At 70.5% G+C, this 15836-nt stretch carries 14 protein-coding genes; 4 read left to right on the top strand and 10 right to left on the bottom strand.

All coding sequences use genetic code 11. From position 1 onward, the window contains the following. Positions 1–27 precede the first annotated feature (27 nt). The gene (locus U3653_RS25220) at positions 28–1530 is read right to left on the bottom strand and encodes an amino acid permease (protein WP_323124602.1); all 1503 of its coding nucleotides are present in this window, start codon (positions 1528–1530) and stop codon (positions 28–30) included. Positions 1531–2095: 565 nt separating this feature from the next. On the opposite strand from U3653_RS25220, the gene U3653_RS25210 reads away from it, so the two are divergent. Beyond that, a complete protein-coding gene (locus U3653_RS25210; protein WP_195082503.1) occupies positions 2096–2620 on the top strand; it encodes an SRPBCC family protein in 525 nt (174 codons plus the stop codon). A gap of 33 nt (positions 2621–2653) precedes the next feature. Here U3653_RS25210 and U3653_RS25205 read toward each other — a convergent pair whose 3' ends face one another. From U3653_RS25205 to U3653_RS25165, 9 genes are all read right to left on the bottom strand, one after another. After that, positions 2654–3601, bottom strand: a complete 948-nt coding sequence (locus U3653_RS25205) for a Ppx/GppA phosphatase family protein (RefSeq protein WP_323124603.1) — start codon at positions 3599–3601, stop codon at positions 2654–2656. Continuing rightward, positions 3601–4128, bottom strand: a complete 528-nt coding sequence (locus U3653_RS25200) for a DUF501 domain-containing protein (RefSeq protein WP_195082501.1) — start codon at positions 4126–4128, stop codon at positions 3601–3603. Before U3653_RS25200 ends, U3653_RS25205 begins: the two co-directional genes overlap by 1 nt. Then, the gene (locus U3653_RS25195; RefSeq protein ID WP_195082500.1) at positions 4125–4730 is read right to left on the bottom strand and encodes an FtsB family cell division protein; all 606 of its coding nucleotides are present in this window, start codon (positions 4728–4730) and stop codon (positions 4125–4127) included. Before U3653_RS25195 ends, U3653_RS25200 begins: the two co-directional genes overlap by 4 nt. A 91-nt stretch (positions 4731–4821) precedes the next feature. Next, positions 4822–6108 carry a phosphopyruvate hydratase gene (eno, locus tag U3653_RS25190; protein ID WP_195082499.1) on the bottom strand — a complete coding sequence of 429 codons (1287 nt, stop codon included), beginning with the start codon at positions 6106–6108 and terminating at the stop codon, positions 4822–4824. A gap of 114 nt (positions 6109–6222) precedes the next feature. After that, entirely contained in the window at positions 6223–6948 is a 726-nt protein-coding gene (locus U3653_RS25185) for a lytic transglycosylase domain-containing protein (protein ID WP_195082498.1), read from the bottom strand. Between the two features lie 85 nt (positions 6949–7033). After that, positions 7034–8761 (bottom strand): ABC transporter ATP-binding protein, encoded by a 1728-nt coding sequence (locus tag U3653_RS25180; protein ID WP_195082497.1) that lies wholly within the window; start codon positions 8759–8761, stop codon positions 7034–7036. After that, positions 8758–9576, bottom strand: a complete 819-nt coding sequence (locus U3653_RS25175) for an ABC transporter permease (protein WP_195082496.1) — start codon at positions 9574–9576, stop codon at positions 8758–8760. The genes U3653_RS25180 and U3653_RS25175 overlap by 4 nt, the downstream gene beginning before the upstream one ends. Then, on the bottom strand, positions 9573–10499 hold the full coding sequence (locus U3653_RS25170) for an ABC transporter permease (RefSeq protein ID WP_195082655.1): 927 nt from the start codon (positions 10497–10499) through the stop codon (positions 9573–9575). Before U3653_RS25170 ends, U3653_RS25175 begins: the two co-directional genes overlap by 4 nt. Continuing rightward, entirely contained in the window at positions 10499–12016 is a 1518-nt protein-coding gene (locus tag U3653_RS25165; protein ID WP_195082495.1) for an ABC transporter substrate-binding protein, read from the bottom strand. Before U3653_RS25165 ends, U3653_RS25170 begins: the two co-directional genes overlap by 1 nt. A gap of 306 nt (positions 12017–12322) precedes the next feature. Here U3653_RS25165 and U3653_RS25160 point away from each other — a divergent pair, with 306 nt between their 5' ends. The 3 genes from U3653_RS25160 to U3653_RS25150 all read left to right on the top strand — a co-directional run bounded on the left by U3653_RS25160 (position 12323) and on the right by U3653_RS25150 (position 15835). Further along, a complete protein-coding gene (locus tag U3653_RS25160) occupies positions 12323–13480 on the top strand; it encodes a TauD/TfdA family dioxygenase (RefSeq protein ID WP_195082494.1) in 1158 nt (385 codons plus the stop codon). After that, positions 13452–14462 carry an ornithine cyclodeaminase family protein gene (locus tag U3653_RS25155; RefSeq protein WP_195082654.1) on the top strand — a complete coding sequence of 337 codons (1011 nt, stop codon included), beginning with the start codon at positions 13452–13454 and terminating at the stop codon, positions 14460–14462. The genes U3653_RS25160 and U3653_RS25155 overlap by 29 nt, the downstream gene beginning before the upstream one ends. Positions 14463–14530: 68 nt before the next feature. After that, positions 14531–15835, top strand: a complete 1305-nt coding sequence (locus U3653_RS25150; RefSeq protein WP_195082653.1) for an alanine racemase — start codon at positions 14531–14533, stop codon at positions 15833–15835. Position 15836: the final 1 nt, after the last annotated feature.

Genomic DNA, 15836 nt, shown 5'->3' with positions numbered 1-15836 from the left:
ATCCGCAGCCGAACTCCGGCCGCGCGACTAGGTGGCGGAAGCCTTCCGGAGCACGGAGTTGCGCCGCGAGTAGGCGAAGTAGACGACGAACCCGATCAGCATCCACACCAGGAACCGCAGCCAGGTCTCCACCGAGAGATTCAGCATCAGCCACAGGCACGACAGCACCGCAAGGACGGGGATCACCGGCACGAGGGGCACCCGGAATCCGCGCGGCAGGTCAGGGCGGGTGCGCCGCAGGATCAGCACGCCCACCGACACCAGCACGAACGCGAACAGCGTGCCGATGTTGACCATCTCCTCCAGCGTGCCGAAGTCCACGAAGCCGGCCAGCAGCGCGCACGCGACGCCGACGATGGCGGTGACCCGCACCGGCGTGCCGTTCTTGCCGGTGTGCGCGAGCTTGCGCGGCATCAGCCCGTCGCGCGACATCGCGAACAGCACCCGGGTCTGCCCGAGGTACATCACCATGACCACCGTGGTGAGCCCGGCGAGGGCGCCGATCGAGATGATGTTCTTCGCCCAGGTCACCCCGTGGATGCCGAACGCCGTGGCCAGCGTCGCGTCGTTACCCGACAACTCGGTGTAGGGCACCATGCCGGTGAGCACCAGCGACACCGCCACGTACAGGACCGTCACGATGAGCAGCGAGCCGAGGATGCCGCGCGGCACCGCCTTCTGCGGATTGCGGGTCTCCTCCGCCGTCGTGGCGACCACGTCGAAGCCGATGAACGCGAAGAACACCAGGCTGGCGGCGGCGAGCAGGCCGTACCAGCCGAAGTTGCTGGCCCCGGCGCCGGTCAGGAAGGAGAACAGCGACTGCCGCAGCCCTTCACCCCGCTCACCGGGCTGCGACGGCGGGATGTAGGGCGTGAGGTTCGAGGACTTGAAATAGGTGAGGCCGACGACCAGCACCAGCGCGATCACACCCAGCTTGATCGCGACGGCCACCGCCGACACCCGCGAGGACACCTTGGTGCCGGTCGCGAGCAGCACGCCGAGCACCGTGATCAGCAGCACCGCGCCCCAGTCGAAGGTCACCGGGCCGAGATGCGCGATCGGGGAGGTGCCGATCACCTCGCCGAGGTACTGCGACCAGCCCTTCGCCACGACGGCGGCGGCGAGCGCGAACTCCAGGATCAGGTCCCAGCCGATGATCCAGGCGACGAGTTCGCCGAAGGTGGCGTAGGAGTAGGTGTAGGCGCTGCCAGCCACCGGCACGGTGGAGGCGAACTCGGCGTAGCACAGCGCGGTCAGCCCGCAGGCGATGGCGGCGAACACGAAGGCGAGCGAGACGGACGGACCCGCGACATTGCCCGCGGTGCGCGCGGTGAGGGTGAAGATGCCCGCGCCGACCACGACGGCCACGCCGAAGATGGTGAGATCCCAGGCGGTCAGGTCCTTGCGTAGTTTCGAGTCGGGTTCGTCGGTGTCGCGGATCGACTGTTCGATGGACTTGGTGCGGAACAGACCGCCCCATCGAGACGAGACATCACCCGCCGAATCGGCTCGTGGCCCGGGGTTGGTCACGCGTTCTCCTTAATCCTTGCTGCTTGCTTGTGTTCTGTACCCACACGGCGAGTGGATGCACGCCGGCCGTGAATTCGCGGAGCCATGGCGCGATGGCGGCGACGATCAGCCCCCGCACACGCCACGGCCGTCTCGGTGATACCGAAGTACGCGAACTCGTGACCTGGGTCATAGAACCGAGCCAAACTACCCGACATCGATGTGCCGAGACCATCCGAGAAAAAATACAGTGCCGTCAACACCGCGCAACCACGGCCGCCGCATTCTGAGCAAACGGTCGGCGACCCAGCCGCCCAGCACGGAGCACAGGCCGCCGCAGGCGCCGATGGCCGTGTCCTCGGCCAAGCCCGCACCGCCCTCGGTCGCCTAGTAGTAGACGAAGCGTCCGAGGCGATGTTTCCGGTTCGACCATGCTCAGAAGATCGCATCTCGGACGACGCCGGGGACGATTCGTTTGTTCTGTTCACGCGCGACGGCGAATCAAATCCCGAGACGTGGTTTGCCCACCCCACCACCGGGCACCCCGCAATCGACAGGCAAACCGCACCCAGAAAGCGTTGAGCTGATGGTCCACGTGGAAATCACCGTGCCGACGACACCGGAACAAGTCTTCGACGTCTTGGCCGACGGATGGCTGTTCGCCGCCTGGGTGGTCGGCGCGACGCACATCCGCGACGTCGACGAAGCGTGGCCGGGCCCGGGCTCCGTGCTGCACTACAGCGCGGGCGTGTGGCCGTTCACCGTCAACGACACCACGCGGGTCGTTTCGGCCGAACCGCCGCACATGCTGGAGCTGGAGGCCAAGCTCTCGCCGCTCGGCGCCGCGTGGATCCGGCTGGAGCTGGTGGAAACCGTGCCGGGCGAAACGCAGATCCGGATGTACGAACACTCCGAACGCGGGTTGGGCACCTTGGTGCCCAACGTGCTGCAGGAACTGCTTCTGGTGCCGCGCAACATGGAATCGCTGTCCCGGCTCGCCGATATCGCCGTCGGCAAGGCGCGCCGAGGGAGGGGCATCGGCATCGGAGACCGCCCTGGAGCCGACGCGCACGCCGAAGTGAAGCTCAACGGCCACGTCCCGCAGAACTGACCGGGCCGGTATCCGTCCAGCGACCGGGCCGGTTCAGGCGATCGACAGCGCGATGCCGTCGAGAATGTCGTGCTCGCTGACGACCAGCTCGGAAATGCCCGCCCGCCGGGACAACTCCTCGGCGAGCACTTCGGTGATGATCGCGCCGCCGCCGATCACGTCCACCCGGCCGGGATGCATCGGACCCAGCGCGGCGCGCTGATCGTGATCCATGGCGATCAGCCGATCGCAGACCTGGTGCACCTGCTCGGAAGTCAATCGGGTGAGATGCACGCGCTGCGAATCGTATTCGGGAAGGTCGAGCGCGACCGCGGCGAGCGTGGTCATCGTGCCCGCCACGCCGACCCAGGTGTGCGCCCCTTCCACCGGCACGTGCGTGAACGCTTCGGCCAACCGCTCGGTGGCGAAGGCGCGGGCGGCGGCGATCTCCTCGGCGGTCGGCGGGTTGCCCGCCAGGCACCGTTCGGTGATCCGCACACAGCCGATATCGGCGGAGAACGCGGCCCGCACCCCCTCGCTGTCCCCGAACACCAGCTCGGTGGAGCCGCCGCCCAGATCGACCACGACGAAAGGACCTGCGGCGCTGGACAATTCGCCGATGGCTCCGGCGAACGACAGGCGCGCCTCCTCGTCGCCGGTGATCACCTCGGCTTCCGCGCCCTCGACCACGGCGCCGAGTTCGGCGCGGGCCATGGCGAAGAAGTCCTCCCGGTTGGCGGCGTCCCTGGTGGCGGACGTGGCCACCATTCGCACCCGGCCGACCCCCGCTTCGCGCATCAGCGCCGCGTAGTCGGCCAAGGCGGCGCGGGTGCGTTCGATCGCCTCCGGCGCCAGCGAGCCGGTCGCGTCGACGCCCTGACCGAGACGGACGATGCGCATCTCGCGGTGCACGTCGGCCAGGCGTCCGTCACCGCGCACGTCGGCGATCAGCAGGCGGATGGAGTTCGTGCCGCAATCGACGGCGGCTACCCGGTCACTCATCACTGTGCTCCAGTCTCTCGAGTCGGCCGGGACGCGGGCCAGTCGGCCGGGATCGCGGTGCCGCGCAGGCCGTGCTCGGCGGCCAGCGCCACGGCCTCGTCGCCGAGCGGATTCACGCCCGGGCCCTTGGCCAGTGCGTGGGCGATCAGCACGTGCAGGCACTTGACCCGCTCCGGCATCCCGCCGCCGGTGAAATCGGTGCCCAGCGATTCGATTTCGTCGCGTTCGGCCAGATAGCTCTCGTGCGCGGCGCGGTAGGCGGCGGCCAGCTCCTGATCGACGGCGAGCCGCTCGGTCATCTCCCGCATCACACCGGCGGATTCCTGCCTGCTCGCCTCCGCGGTGAGACGGGGATCGGTGAGGTAGTAGAGGGTCGGGAAGGGGGTGCCGTCCGGCAACCTGGGCGCGGTCTTCACAACGGCCGGGATCCCGTCCGGGGTGCGGTAGGCGATGGCGAGCACGCCGCGCGGCTCGCGGCCCAGCTGCTCGGCGATGATCGCGAGATCCTGGTCGGTGGGTGCGGTCACCTATGTCCTTCCGGTGCTTGCGGGAGTGGCGCGGCGGCCTCCGGCGTCGGCTGCGGCTCGGCGATGCTGCGCCACAATTCGGTGTACCAGGGCTCGGGTTGCCTGGCTCTGGTGGGAGCGGGCGGCGGCGCGGGCGCCTCGATGCCGGGCACCTGCACGATGTACGGCGTCTCGCCGGGCATCACCAGACGCAGGCGGTCGCGCGCCTCGCTGCGGATGTAGGCCGGATCCTGCTGCTGGGCACGACGATCGCGCAACCGGGCCAGATCCGTCTCGAGCTCTTCGCGCTGCTGCGCCAGCTGCGCGGCCTCCGCGCGCTGGGTGAAATACGTGCGCATCGGCACGGCGAGGGTGAGCGCGAGACCGCACACCACCATCGCCAGGATCACCGCCTTGCCGGTGGAGAGCCCGAGGAACGTGTGCTCGTGCCGGTCACCGGCCGGACCGGAGGCGTGCTTGCGCGGCTTCGGCTTCTCCGCCGACTCCGATCGCCTGCGACCGCGCTTGGCGGCGGCATCGGCCGGGCGCGATCCGGCGGCACGCGACGTGCGGCGGTCCCCGCGTCCGGCCGGACTGGTCCCACGCGCACGTCGCTCCGTCATCTCACGCCTCGGTCTCTACTTCGCGGCAGTCCCGGCGTTCCGCGTGAGCACGCACGCTACCTCCTCCGGGACCCTTCGCTCGTGCCGCAGCTCAGCCTTCGAACGCGAAGCGGGGAAAAGCGACTTCTCCCGCGTAGCGCGCCGAATCGCCGAGCGCGTCCTCGATGCGCAGCAGCTGGTTGTACTTGGCGACCCGCTCGCTGCGCGCGGGGGCGCCGGTCTTGATCTGGCCGCTGCCCACCGCGACCGCGAGATCGGCGATGGTGGTGTCCTCGGTCTCGCCGGACCGGTGCGACATCATCGTCTTGTAGCCGTTGCGGTGCGCCAGCTCCACCGCGTCCAGGGTCTCGGTGAGCGTGCCGATCTGGTTCACCTTGACCAGCAGCGCGTTGGCGGCGCCCTTGGCGATGCCCTCTTCCAGGCGCTCCGGGTTGGTGACGAACAGGTCGTCGCCGACGAGCTGGATCTTGTCGCCGATCTGGTCGGTCAGGCTCACCCAGCCGTCCCAGTCGTCCTCCGACAGCGGGTCCTCGATGGACACCAGCGGGTAGGCGCCGATCAGCTCGGCGTAGAACTGCGCCATCTCCTCGGCCGAGCGCACCACGCCCTCGAACTTGTAGCCGCTGCCGGTGGTGTAGAACTCGGTGGCCGCCACGTCCAGCGCCAGCGCCACGTCGCTGCCCAGCTTCAGGCCGGTCTTGTCGATGGCCTCGCTGATCAGGTCCAGCGCCGCCTTGGTGCCGGCCACGTCGGGCGCGAAACCGCCTTCGTCACCGAGACCGGTGGCCAGGCCCTTGGCCTTGAGCACCGACTTCAGCGCGTGGTAGACCTCGGCGCCCCAGCGCAGCGACTCCTTGAAGGTGGGCGCTCCGATCGGGGCGACCATGAATTCCTGCACGTCGACGCCGGTGTCGGCGTGCGCGCCGCCGTTGAGGATGTTCATCATCGGGACCGGCAGCACGTGCGCGTTCGGACCGCCGAGATAGCGGAACAGCTCCAGGCCGGAGGACTCGGCGGCGGCGCGGGCCACGGCCAGCGAGACGCCGAGCAGGGCGTTGGCGCCGAGGCGGGACTTGTCCTGGGTGCCGTCCAGGTCGAGCAGCACCTGGTCGACGGTGCGCTGCTCCACGGCGTCGAGGCCGATGACGGCAGGCGCGATCTCGTCGAGCACGCCTTCGACCGCCTTGCGCACGCCCTTGCCGCCGTAGCGCTCGCCGCCGTCACGCAGTTCGACGGCCTCGTGCTCGCCGGTGGATGCGCCGGAGGGCACGGCCGCCCGGGTCAGGGTGCCGTCGTCGAGAGCGATCTCGACCTCGACGGTGGGGTTACCGCGGGAATCCAGGATCTCGCGAGCTCCGACCTGTTCGATGATGGCCACGAAAACGACACTCCTTCGGCTGCTGACACGGTAGGTCTCACGGGATGGGCCGTGCGCTGCGAGCCTATCGTCCCGTCAGCGCGGCGGGTAACCGGCACTCCGGGGACCGGGACATCACACGCGGCGGCCGATGCTGTAGGTCGCGGCCCGGTCGCGCACCGTCAGCAGGTAGCTGTGCGACTGGTTGTAGGTGAGCAGCGCCCGCTGCCAGCCGTGCTCGGAGGTGAGGTCGCCGCCGCTGGCGCACAGGTACCTGGCGGCGGTGAGCGCGGCGTCGTCGATGTTCTGCGGGTCCGCGACGCCGTCTCCGTTGGCGTCGACGCCCCAGCGCTTCCAGGTCTCCGGGATGAATTGGAGCGGGCCGACGGCGCGATCGTGCACCGGGTCGCCGTCGAGCGCGCCGCCGTCGGTGTCATCGACCCGGGCGACGCCGGGTGAGCCGTCCAGCGGGACGCCGATGATCGGCGGGCGGACCGAGCCGTCCTCGCCGACCCGTGCGCCGCGGTGGGTGCCGTGCTTGCTCTCCACGCTCGCGATGCCCGCCAGCGTCGTCCACGCGATGCCGCAGTCGGGGCGAGCCCTGGTCATCACGGCCGCCGCGTAGCCGTAGGCCTCCAGCGCGATCGGCGGGATGCCGAGCCGGTCGGCCTGCTCGTCGGCCCAGCCGTGCAACTGGACGGCCGTGCGGCCGGGAGCGTCCAGGTCGATCACGGGCAGCGGGGTGCCCGGTCCGGGCGGGATGCCCTCCGGGATCGGGGTGCGGTCGCCCCCGCAACCGGCGAGCCCGAGAAACACCAGGACGGCGGCGCAGACGCCGGTCTTTCGCAACACACCTTCCATGATCCAGATGACGGCGCGTGCCCGGGCCGAGCCGGTGACGGAGTCCACTGCGTGTCGGGGGCTGGCATGACCCGCCTGCGGCTGGTCAGACGAGCAGTCGGCTGGTCGCGTTGTGCGCGGGCGCCGCGAGAACCGTGGCGGTATGCCCGGATTCGACGATGCGCCCGTGGTCCAGAACCAGCAGCTTGTGACAGTATTCGGCGACCAGCGCCAGGTCGTGGGTGATGACCAGCAGGGCGGTGCCGCGTTCGATCCGGATCCGGTCCAGCAGCGCCATGATCGCCGCCGCGGTGGTGTGGTCCAGCGCCGAGGTGATCTCGTCGCACAGCAGCACGGCGGGTTCGGCGGCGAGCGCGCGGGCCAGCGCGACCCGCTGGCGCTGTCCGCCGGACAACTCGTGCGGATAGCGGGCGGCCAGATCAGCGGTCAGCTCGACGGCGGCGAGGAGTTCCGCGATCCGCCGCGGAAGGTCCCGGCGTGCGACGCGCCCGATCCGCCGCAGGGGGCGGCCGAGCGTTTGCGCCACGGTGCGGCGCGGGTTGAGCGCGGACCGGGGATTCTGGGTGACCAGTTGAATACCGCCCGCGCCGCGCGGGATGCGCCGGTTCGCGCCGACGGCGATCGGCTCGCCACGCAGCTCGAGCGATCCGGTCGCCGAGTGGTGCAGCCCCGCGATCACGCGCGCCAAGGTGGTCTTGCCCGCGCCCGACGCACCCACCACCGCGAGCGCCGAGCCCGCCGCGAGCGCGAGGTCGATGTCGGCGAGCACCTGGTGTCCGTCGATCGAGGCGGCGATTCCCTCGGCCCGCAGCACGATGTCCCGGGGCCGGTCGTCCGCAGGCTTGTGCCCGTTGCGCGCTCGCGCCGCCGCAGGCTCGTCCCGGTCAGTGGACGCCGGACCGTGGCCCGGCACGGCACGCGCACCTGCGAATCCGTTCCGCGCCGGGTCGATACCGAAGCGGTGCTCCTCGGAATCTCCCGGTTCCTCGCCCGAATCGGCGGACGCCGTGCCGCCGGACGCGACCGGCGAACGCACTGCCGCGCCGAGGGTTCGGTCCGGCTGACCACTCACCCGAACCGGATGCGAGGTCTCCGGGCGGACGGCACCGAGTTCGACGATGTCATCGGCGATGGAATGCACCAGCGCGGTGTCGTGCCCGGACAGCAGGATCGCCGCCGATCGTTCGCGGGCGAGCGCAGCGAGTTGTCCGGCGATGTCGGTGCGCAGCGCCCCGTGCAGCCCGGCGAGCGGTTCGTCGAGCACCAGCACGCCGGTGCGGCGGATCAGCGCCCTGGCCAGGGCGACACGCCGCTGCTGGCCGCCGGAGAGCTCGCCGGGGCGGCGGCGCAGGTATTCCGGCGACAGGCCGACCAGCGCGAGCGTGTCGGTCAGCGTGGCATCGGACGCGTCCGGCGCGACTTCGCGCAGCAGGGCGCGCACGCGCAGCAGCGGGTTCAGCGCCGAGCCGGGGTCCTGCCCGACGTAGGCGATGTTCCTGCGCCGGAACCGGTGCAGCGCGCAGCGATCCAGCGTGAGCACATCATGTCCGGCGACCGAGGCCGTTCCCGTCGCACGCGCCGCGGCCGACGGCAGCTGTCCGAGCAGCGCGCGCATCACGGTGGTCTTGCCCGACCCGGACGGACCGGTGAGCGCGGTGACCGTGCCCGCCGGTATCCGGAAGGTCGCGGGACCGGCCAATTCGCGCCCGTCCGGACCGAGCACGGTCAAGCCGTCGACCGCGACGAGATCGGCCCGGACCTTTCCGTCCGCTTCGGCCGTCCGGCGCGCGCTCGTGGTGACGTTCGCGTTCATTCCCGCTCCCCTCCGCCGAATGCCGACACCGCCAGGTTCACGCTCACCGCGACGATCGCGATGGCCAGGCTCGGGGCGAGCACGGCCAAAGGGTTGAGCAGCATGCCGGAGGCGTTCTCGCGCACCATGACCGCCCAGTTGCTCGCACCGAGCGTGGTGGGCAGTTGCAGGAACGACGCCGTGCTCACCAGATAGACCGCCGCGACGAAACGCAACCCGAGCTGAGTCGTCGAGACCGCGCGCAGGTTCGGGATCACTTCGCGCAACACCAAGTGCGCGAGCGACTCACCGGCGGCCCGCGCGCTCTCCACGTATCCGGAGGCCGCGACCCCGGCGGCGGCGGCCGTGAAGATCCTGGCGCAATAAGGGACGCCGAACAGCAGCGCGAGAACGATCAGCCCCATGGGGCCCGCGTCCGGCCACGAGGTCAGCACGAGCAGGATGCCCAGCACCGCGGGCAGCAGGATGAACAGGTCGGTGCCGAGTTCGATCCACTCGCCGATCCGCGGGCGCAGCGCCGCCACCGCGCCGAGGACACACGACGAGCCGGTCACCAGCACCGCGATGATCGCGGCCACCAGCAGCAATCCCCAGCCGCCGTAGAGCAATTGGCTGAGCACGTCGCGGCCGAGGCGGTCGGTGCCCAGCGGCGCGCCGGCGCCGGGGTCGCCGAACGGGATGCCGATCGCTTCCTCCGCCGGGTGCGGCGCCAGCGACGGCCCGAGCGCCGCCAGCAGCGTGACCAGCAGGGCGGGCGCGACGGCCAGACGGCCGAGCCGTCGCACCGGCCGGGCGGCCGCGGCGGAGACCTTCATCGCCGCCCCCGTAACGACCAGGCGCGGATGCCGTCGGCGACGGCGAGCACGACCATGATCGACACTCCGGACAACGCCACCACCGCGGCGACCACCGAGGTGTCGCGATCGGCCACCGAACCGGCCAGGACCGCGCCGAGACCGGGATAGTTGAACACGGTCTCCACCACGAGGGCACCGCCGAGCAGCATCCCGACCGTGGTGGCGAAGCTGGCGACGATCGTCGGCAACGCGAACGGCAGCACGTGCCGCGCCAGCACGGCCCGGCCCGCAACACCGTCCAGCACGGCGCTTTCCACGTGGGGAGCGAGCGCGGCGTCGGAGAGGGCGGCGCGCACCACCCTGGTGTTCCACCCGATCTGGGGCAGCGCCAGCGCGAGCACCGGCAGCACCAGCATCTCCGGACCGGCCGGCATCCCCGACCGGCCGGTGACGGTGACCGCGGGCAGCCAGCCCAGCGCCAGCGCGAACACCAGGATCAGCACCGTGGCGATCACGAACTCGGGTACGGCCACCGCGGTGGTCGTCGCCGGCTGGAGCACGCGCGCGGCCACGCTGCCAGGCCGCGTCGCCCACCACGCGCCGAGTGCGAGCGACGCGAGCACGGTCACCGCGAGGGCGAGGCCACCGAGCAGCAGCGTCGGCGGGAATTTGTCGGCGAGCAGGTCGTTCACCGGCCTGCCGCGTGCGGTGCGCCCGAAATCGCCGGTGACCACGCCCGATATCCAGTTCCAGAACCGCACCCACAGCGGCCGGTCCAGTCCGAGTTCGCGTTCCTTGGCCGCGATCTGCTCCGGGGTGGCCTCCCGGCCGAGGACCGCGCGGGCGGAGTCGCCCGGCAGCAGGTCCACGGCGACGAAGACGCAGGCCAGCAGCGTCACCAGCAGGATGACGCGCCGCAGCAGCAATCGCGCGAAGAACATCACCCGGCCAGCCAGGCCTTTTCCAGCTGGACGCGGGCGAAGCCGCCGAGCGTGGGCAGGTCGCGCACCCGGGAGGCGGCGATGTCGACGCCGTCGGCCATGCCCCAGACCAGGTAGCCGCCGCGCTCGTACTGGATGCGCTGCAACTCCTGAGCGGCCTGCCGGTACTCCGCGTCGGTGTGCGCGGCGAGGGCTTTCGCGGTCGCGGCGTCGAATGCCGCGTCTTTGAAGTTCGTTTCGTTGCGGTTCGATCCGCTCGACAGCAATTTGCTCGCGAAGAAGAGCGTGGAATCGTTGGTGCCCCACGAGATGGTGTACAGCGGCGCCTTCAGCCAGGTCTGGTCGTAGAAGGCGTTCGGCTCCTGGGTGACCACGTCGAGCCGGATGCCGATCTCGGCGAGCTGGGTGGCGATCACCTTCGCCGATTCCACTTCACCGGGCGCCTCCGCCTTGGTGACGATCGGGTAGCTGCGCCCGGTGTCGAAATTCGCCTCGCGCAACAGCGCTTTCGCCCGTTCGACGTCGCGGGTGCGCTGGGCGAGCGAGGTGTCGTAGAGCGGATCGGCCGTGCCGAGAACATCGTTGGCCACCGTCCCGTATCCGGAATGCACCTGGTTGACCAAGGCTTTGCGGTCGACGCCCAGCCGGACGGCGGTGCGGACCCGCACGTCGGCGAACGGACCGTCGGAGGTGCGCATGGCGACGCCGACCACGGTGTCGTTCGAGCGCCGCACGACCGTCAGGTCACCACGTCCCTCGGCGGTGCGGCCCGCGATCGCGCCGACGTTGGAGGCCAGGTCGATCTGCCCGCCGAGCACCGCGTTGCCCAGCGCGGTCACGCTTTCGAACATGGTGACCTCGATGGCGTCCAGCAGCGGCGGGCCGCCGTGCCACTGCTCGTTGCGCACCAGCCTGGCGTTGCCGCCCTGATAGGACTCCAACCGGAACGGCCCGGTGCCGATGGCCCTGGTGAAGTCGGTGGTGTCCTTCTTCACCGTGAACGTCATCAACCGGACCAGCAGCGGCAGCTGGGTATTCGGTTCCGGCACGGCCAGCACCACTCGATTCGGCCCGTCGGCGGTGATGTCCTCCACGGCCACGGGCATCTTCGACGCGCCGCCGACCGTGCGCAGCCTGCGCAGCGACCACACCACGTCCTCGGAGGTCACCGGGCTTCCGTCGTGGAAGGTCGCGTTCTCGGCCAGGGTGAAGCTCCAGCGCCGCCGGTCCGCGTCCGGCTCCCACCGGGCGGCCAAGCGCGGCAGGACATTCGGGTTGCCGCCCGGCACGGTGAGGGCGTCGTAGACCAGAGAGGTGACGAGGAAGTCGCTGTCGTTGCTGAGGTTGGCATGCGGGTCGCGTTCGATGCGCGCGACGGTGCCGAGCGCGCCGACCCGCAGGGTGCCGCCACGCCGCGCCGGTCCGGACGTGTCGGCGTCATCGGAACAGGCGGCCGCCAGCAGCACCGCCCCCACCCCGAGACTCGACCGCAGCAGGTCCCGTCGATTCAAAACCATTGTGCTGTCCCTCTTCCTGACCGAACCCGCGGCGGTACCGCGCACAGCGCTTCGATCAGGACAGGCTAGCCTAATGCGTTGCGCGACTCACCGATACCGGCATCAAAACGGCAGCGCTAGGGCGCATCTCCCGCAAACCTCGGCTCGGGCAAGCCGAGCCCACCACCCCCGAGCCGAAGTTATACGATTTGGCTATTTTTTCCCCGACTCGCTTAGGTAAGCCTTGCTTCACTACGTGCGAAGGGCTACCTTCCCATACTAATCGTGAACCCTGCTTTTCCCACCGATGCGAAGAAGGGAAGCCCGGTGAAAAGCGTTCTCTCCGAACGTAAGACGCTTCACCCCCAAGATCTCGAACGACGTGAGCTCTCCCCGGAGGCAGGCCGTGCGGTGCGCGCTCTGGCCAGAGAGATCTCCGCCACACTCGATCTCGCGCTCACCGATCCGGCCGCCGCCGCCCGGACCCTCACGGACCCGGCGCTCATCGAACGGATCGATGCCGGCGCCGCGCGTCTGCCCGACGAGGTCCGTCACGCCATGCGCCCGCCCGCCACCGCCGCGGGCGCCGCCGTCGTCGGCCGTCTTCCGCTGGCCGACAACGAGTTCGGCCCGACACCGCCGAACTGGCGGGAGGCGGCGCGCTGGAGCGGCGATCCGCGGCGGCGCGCGCATTCGTTCGAACTCGACCTGGTGATGCTGCTGCTGGCGCGCAGTGCGGGCGAGCCGTTCGGCTGGCAGGGCCAGCAGGACGGGCGATTGGTCAACAACATCGTGCCCGCGGCCGGTCACGAGCACGAGCAGTCCGGGGCCAGCAGCAAAGTGCTGCTGAGCCCGCACACCGAGGACGCCTTCCATCCGCGGCGGGCCAACCTGCTGATGCTCGGTTGCCTGCGCAACCCGGATCTGGTCGGCACCACCGTGTCGTCGGTGCGCCGGATCGAGCTGTCCACCGCCCAGCGCGAACTGCTCAGCACTCCCACACTGCCGATCCTGCCGGACGTCTCCTACGGCGACGGCCACGAATTTCACACGGCCACACCGGTTCCAACGCTGTGGAGCGCCGCAGGCCCCGAGCAGCAGACCCTGCGCTACGACCCGGCGTACACCCCGCTCGCCGACGCCGACCCGGAGTTCCGCGCGGCCTACGAACACCTCGCCGCCGAACTCGAACGCGTCTGCGTGACCGCCGCCCTGTCCCCCGGCGAGCTGTTGCTCGTGGACAACGACGTCGCCGTGCACGGCCGGGTGCCGTTCACCGCGCGATACGACGGCACCGACCGGTGGCTCAAGCGAGTGAACATCCGGCTTCCCGAACGGCGGCGGCGCGCCGAGGAAGCCGACGAGAATGGCTACGGGCAACAAACCGTAGCCCCGTTCCGAGCGGCGGTCACCCCGCCGGTCGAGAGCGGCACTCAGGAGCGGGATGCAGTACGACATGATCGAGGACCCCTTGAGCACGCGTGACCGAAGCACACCCCTGCGGGTGTTGAGCCGCAGCGACCTCGCCGACGTGCCGATCACACCGGCCGCGGTGGTGCGCGCGGTGGAAGAGGCGTATCTGGCGCTGGCGGCAGGCGATTCGGACAACCCGCGCAAGCTCAGCGTCGCGAACCCGGACGGCTGGTCGGTTGCCTACGCCATGCTCGGCCGGGACGGCCGCAGGCGCGTGGTGGCGATGAAGACCTCCTACAAGTTCGACCCCGGCCACGATCGCAGCACGAAGCGGTACTACACCACCATCACGCTCTACGACGACAGCACCGGCGCGCCGATCGCGATGATGGACTGCGCGCGGGTCGGCGCGCTGCGCACGCCCGCGGTGTCGGCCCTGCTGGTGCGCGAGACGATCCGGCGCGGCGCGCAGAGCGTGCTGCTGATCGGCACCGGCACCCAGGGGCGCAACGCCCTGCCGCACCTGCTCGCGGCGAACCCGCAGCTGCGCAAGCTGATGGTCTACGGAACGCACCCCGAGGGCTTGGCGGCCGTGCACCGCGGGCTCGCCGAACACCATCCGCACGCGCTGCTCGAGACCGTCACCGATCCACGCGCCGCGGCGGCCACCGCCGATGTCGTGCTCGCGACGGCGGGCCCGGGGACCGAGGTTGCGCTCGAATCCGACGATCTGGCAGCGGGTTCGGTGGCCGTGCTGGTCGGCTACGGGCTCGCGCCGTCGACGCTGATCGACGCCGACCGCGTGATCGCGACCAGCGCCGAGCAGATGGCGCTGACCGGCACCGACATGGCCGGACCCGACGGCACGCTGCGCACGGTCGACGCCGAGCTGCCGCAGATCCTGAATCGCCGCGCGGTCGCGCGCCGCTCCGACGACGAGCGCATTTTCGTCTACAACAGCGGGCTGGTGCTGACCGACATCGCGGTGGCCCACGCGCTGGCGGAGCGGGCGATCGCGGAAGGCCGTGGCACGGAGGTGCCGCTGTGGGACTAGAACACGTGAGTGTCACCGTGGAGCCGGGGAACGAGGCGGCGGAGCGCGATTCGATCAGCGCCGCGCCGATGCCCGCGCATCTCGATCCGTGGGAGCGCCGCCTGCTCGCCGATCCGGATCTGCTCGGCGACCTGGCTTTCGCGCTGGGCGGCCCGTTCCACGTGATGTATCCGGCGCGGGTCGGGCAGAACATCCGGGCGTTCCGCGCCGCGTTCGCGCACGCCGGGGTGCACGGCGCCATCTACTACGGCAAGAAGGCGAACAAGGCCGCGTGCGTCGCGCGGGCGTGCGCGGAACACGGCGCCGGCGTCGACGTCGCCAGCGTCGGTGAATTGACCGCCGCGCTGGCACAGGGCGTGCGCGGTGACGAACTCATGGTGACCGGCCCGGCCAAGGCCGACGAATTGCTGTGGCTGGCCGCCCGGCACGGCGCGCTGATCGCCGTGGACGATCTCGGGGAACTCGAACGGCTCGCCGGGCTGGCGTTCCCCGACGAGCCCGCCCGCGTGCTGATCCGCGTGCTGCCCGCGGCATCGGCCAGCCGGTTCGGCATGACCTCCGGCGAAATCGATGCCGCCGTCGCGCTGTGCGGCGCACACGAGTCGATTCGACTGGAAGGCTTCAGTTTCCACCTGTCCGGCTACGACGCGGTGGCACGCGCGGAACTGGCGGGCGAGCTGATCGCCCGCTGCCTGCACGCGCGCACCCTGGGCCATCCGGCCACCACCGTGTCGATCGGCGGCGGCTTCGGTGTCGACTACGTCCCGGCGGAGGCCGCGATGGAGTTCACCGCGCGAGTGGACAGGCAGTGGTTCCACTCCGGGAAGTCCTTCGATTCGTACTATCCGTACCACTTTCCGGTGCCCGGCGCGGCCATGCTCGCCCAGATCCTCGACCACGCCGATCTCGCCGGGCGGCTGCGCGACAACGCCGTGCGGCTGGCCATCGAGCCGGGACGCGCGCTGCTCGCGCACGCGGGCTGCACCGTCTTCCGCGTCCAGGGCAGCAAGGTCAGGCACGCGCACGGCGAGCCCTACCGCTTGCTCACCGTCGACGGCACCAGCCTCAGTCTCTCGGAGCAATGGTTCGACAGCGAGTACCTGCCCGATCCGGTCCTGTGGCCCGCGCGCCCCGGCGCCGTGACACCGACCAGCGTCGGCGCGGCCACCTGTCTGGATTCCGACATGCTGAGCTGGCGGCGGGTGCCGCTGCCCCGCCCCGCCGAGGTCGGCGATCTGCTGATCTATCCCAATACCGCCGGCTACCAGATGGATTCGAACGAGTCCGCCTTCCATGAACTGCCCATCCCACCGAAAGTCGTCCTGCACGACGCACCCGGCGAGCGCTTCCGCTGGACACGCGACGGCAACTGAC

The sequence above is a fragment of the Nocardia implantans genome (assembly GCF_035544775.1).
Lineage (GTDB): Bacteria > Actinomycetota > Actinomycetes > Mycobacteriales > Mycobacteriaceae > Nocardia > Nocardia implantans.
Note: the sequence above shows the minus strand (reverse complement) of the source record. Positions and strands in the feature narration are given on the sequence as shown.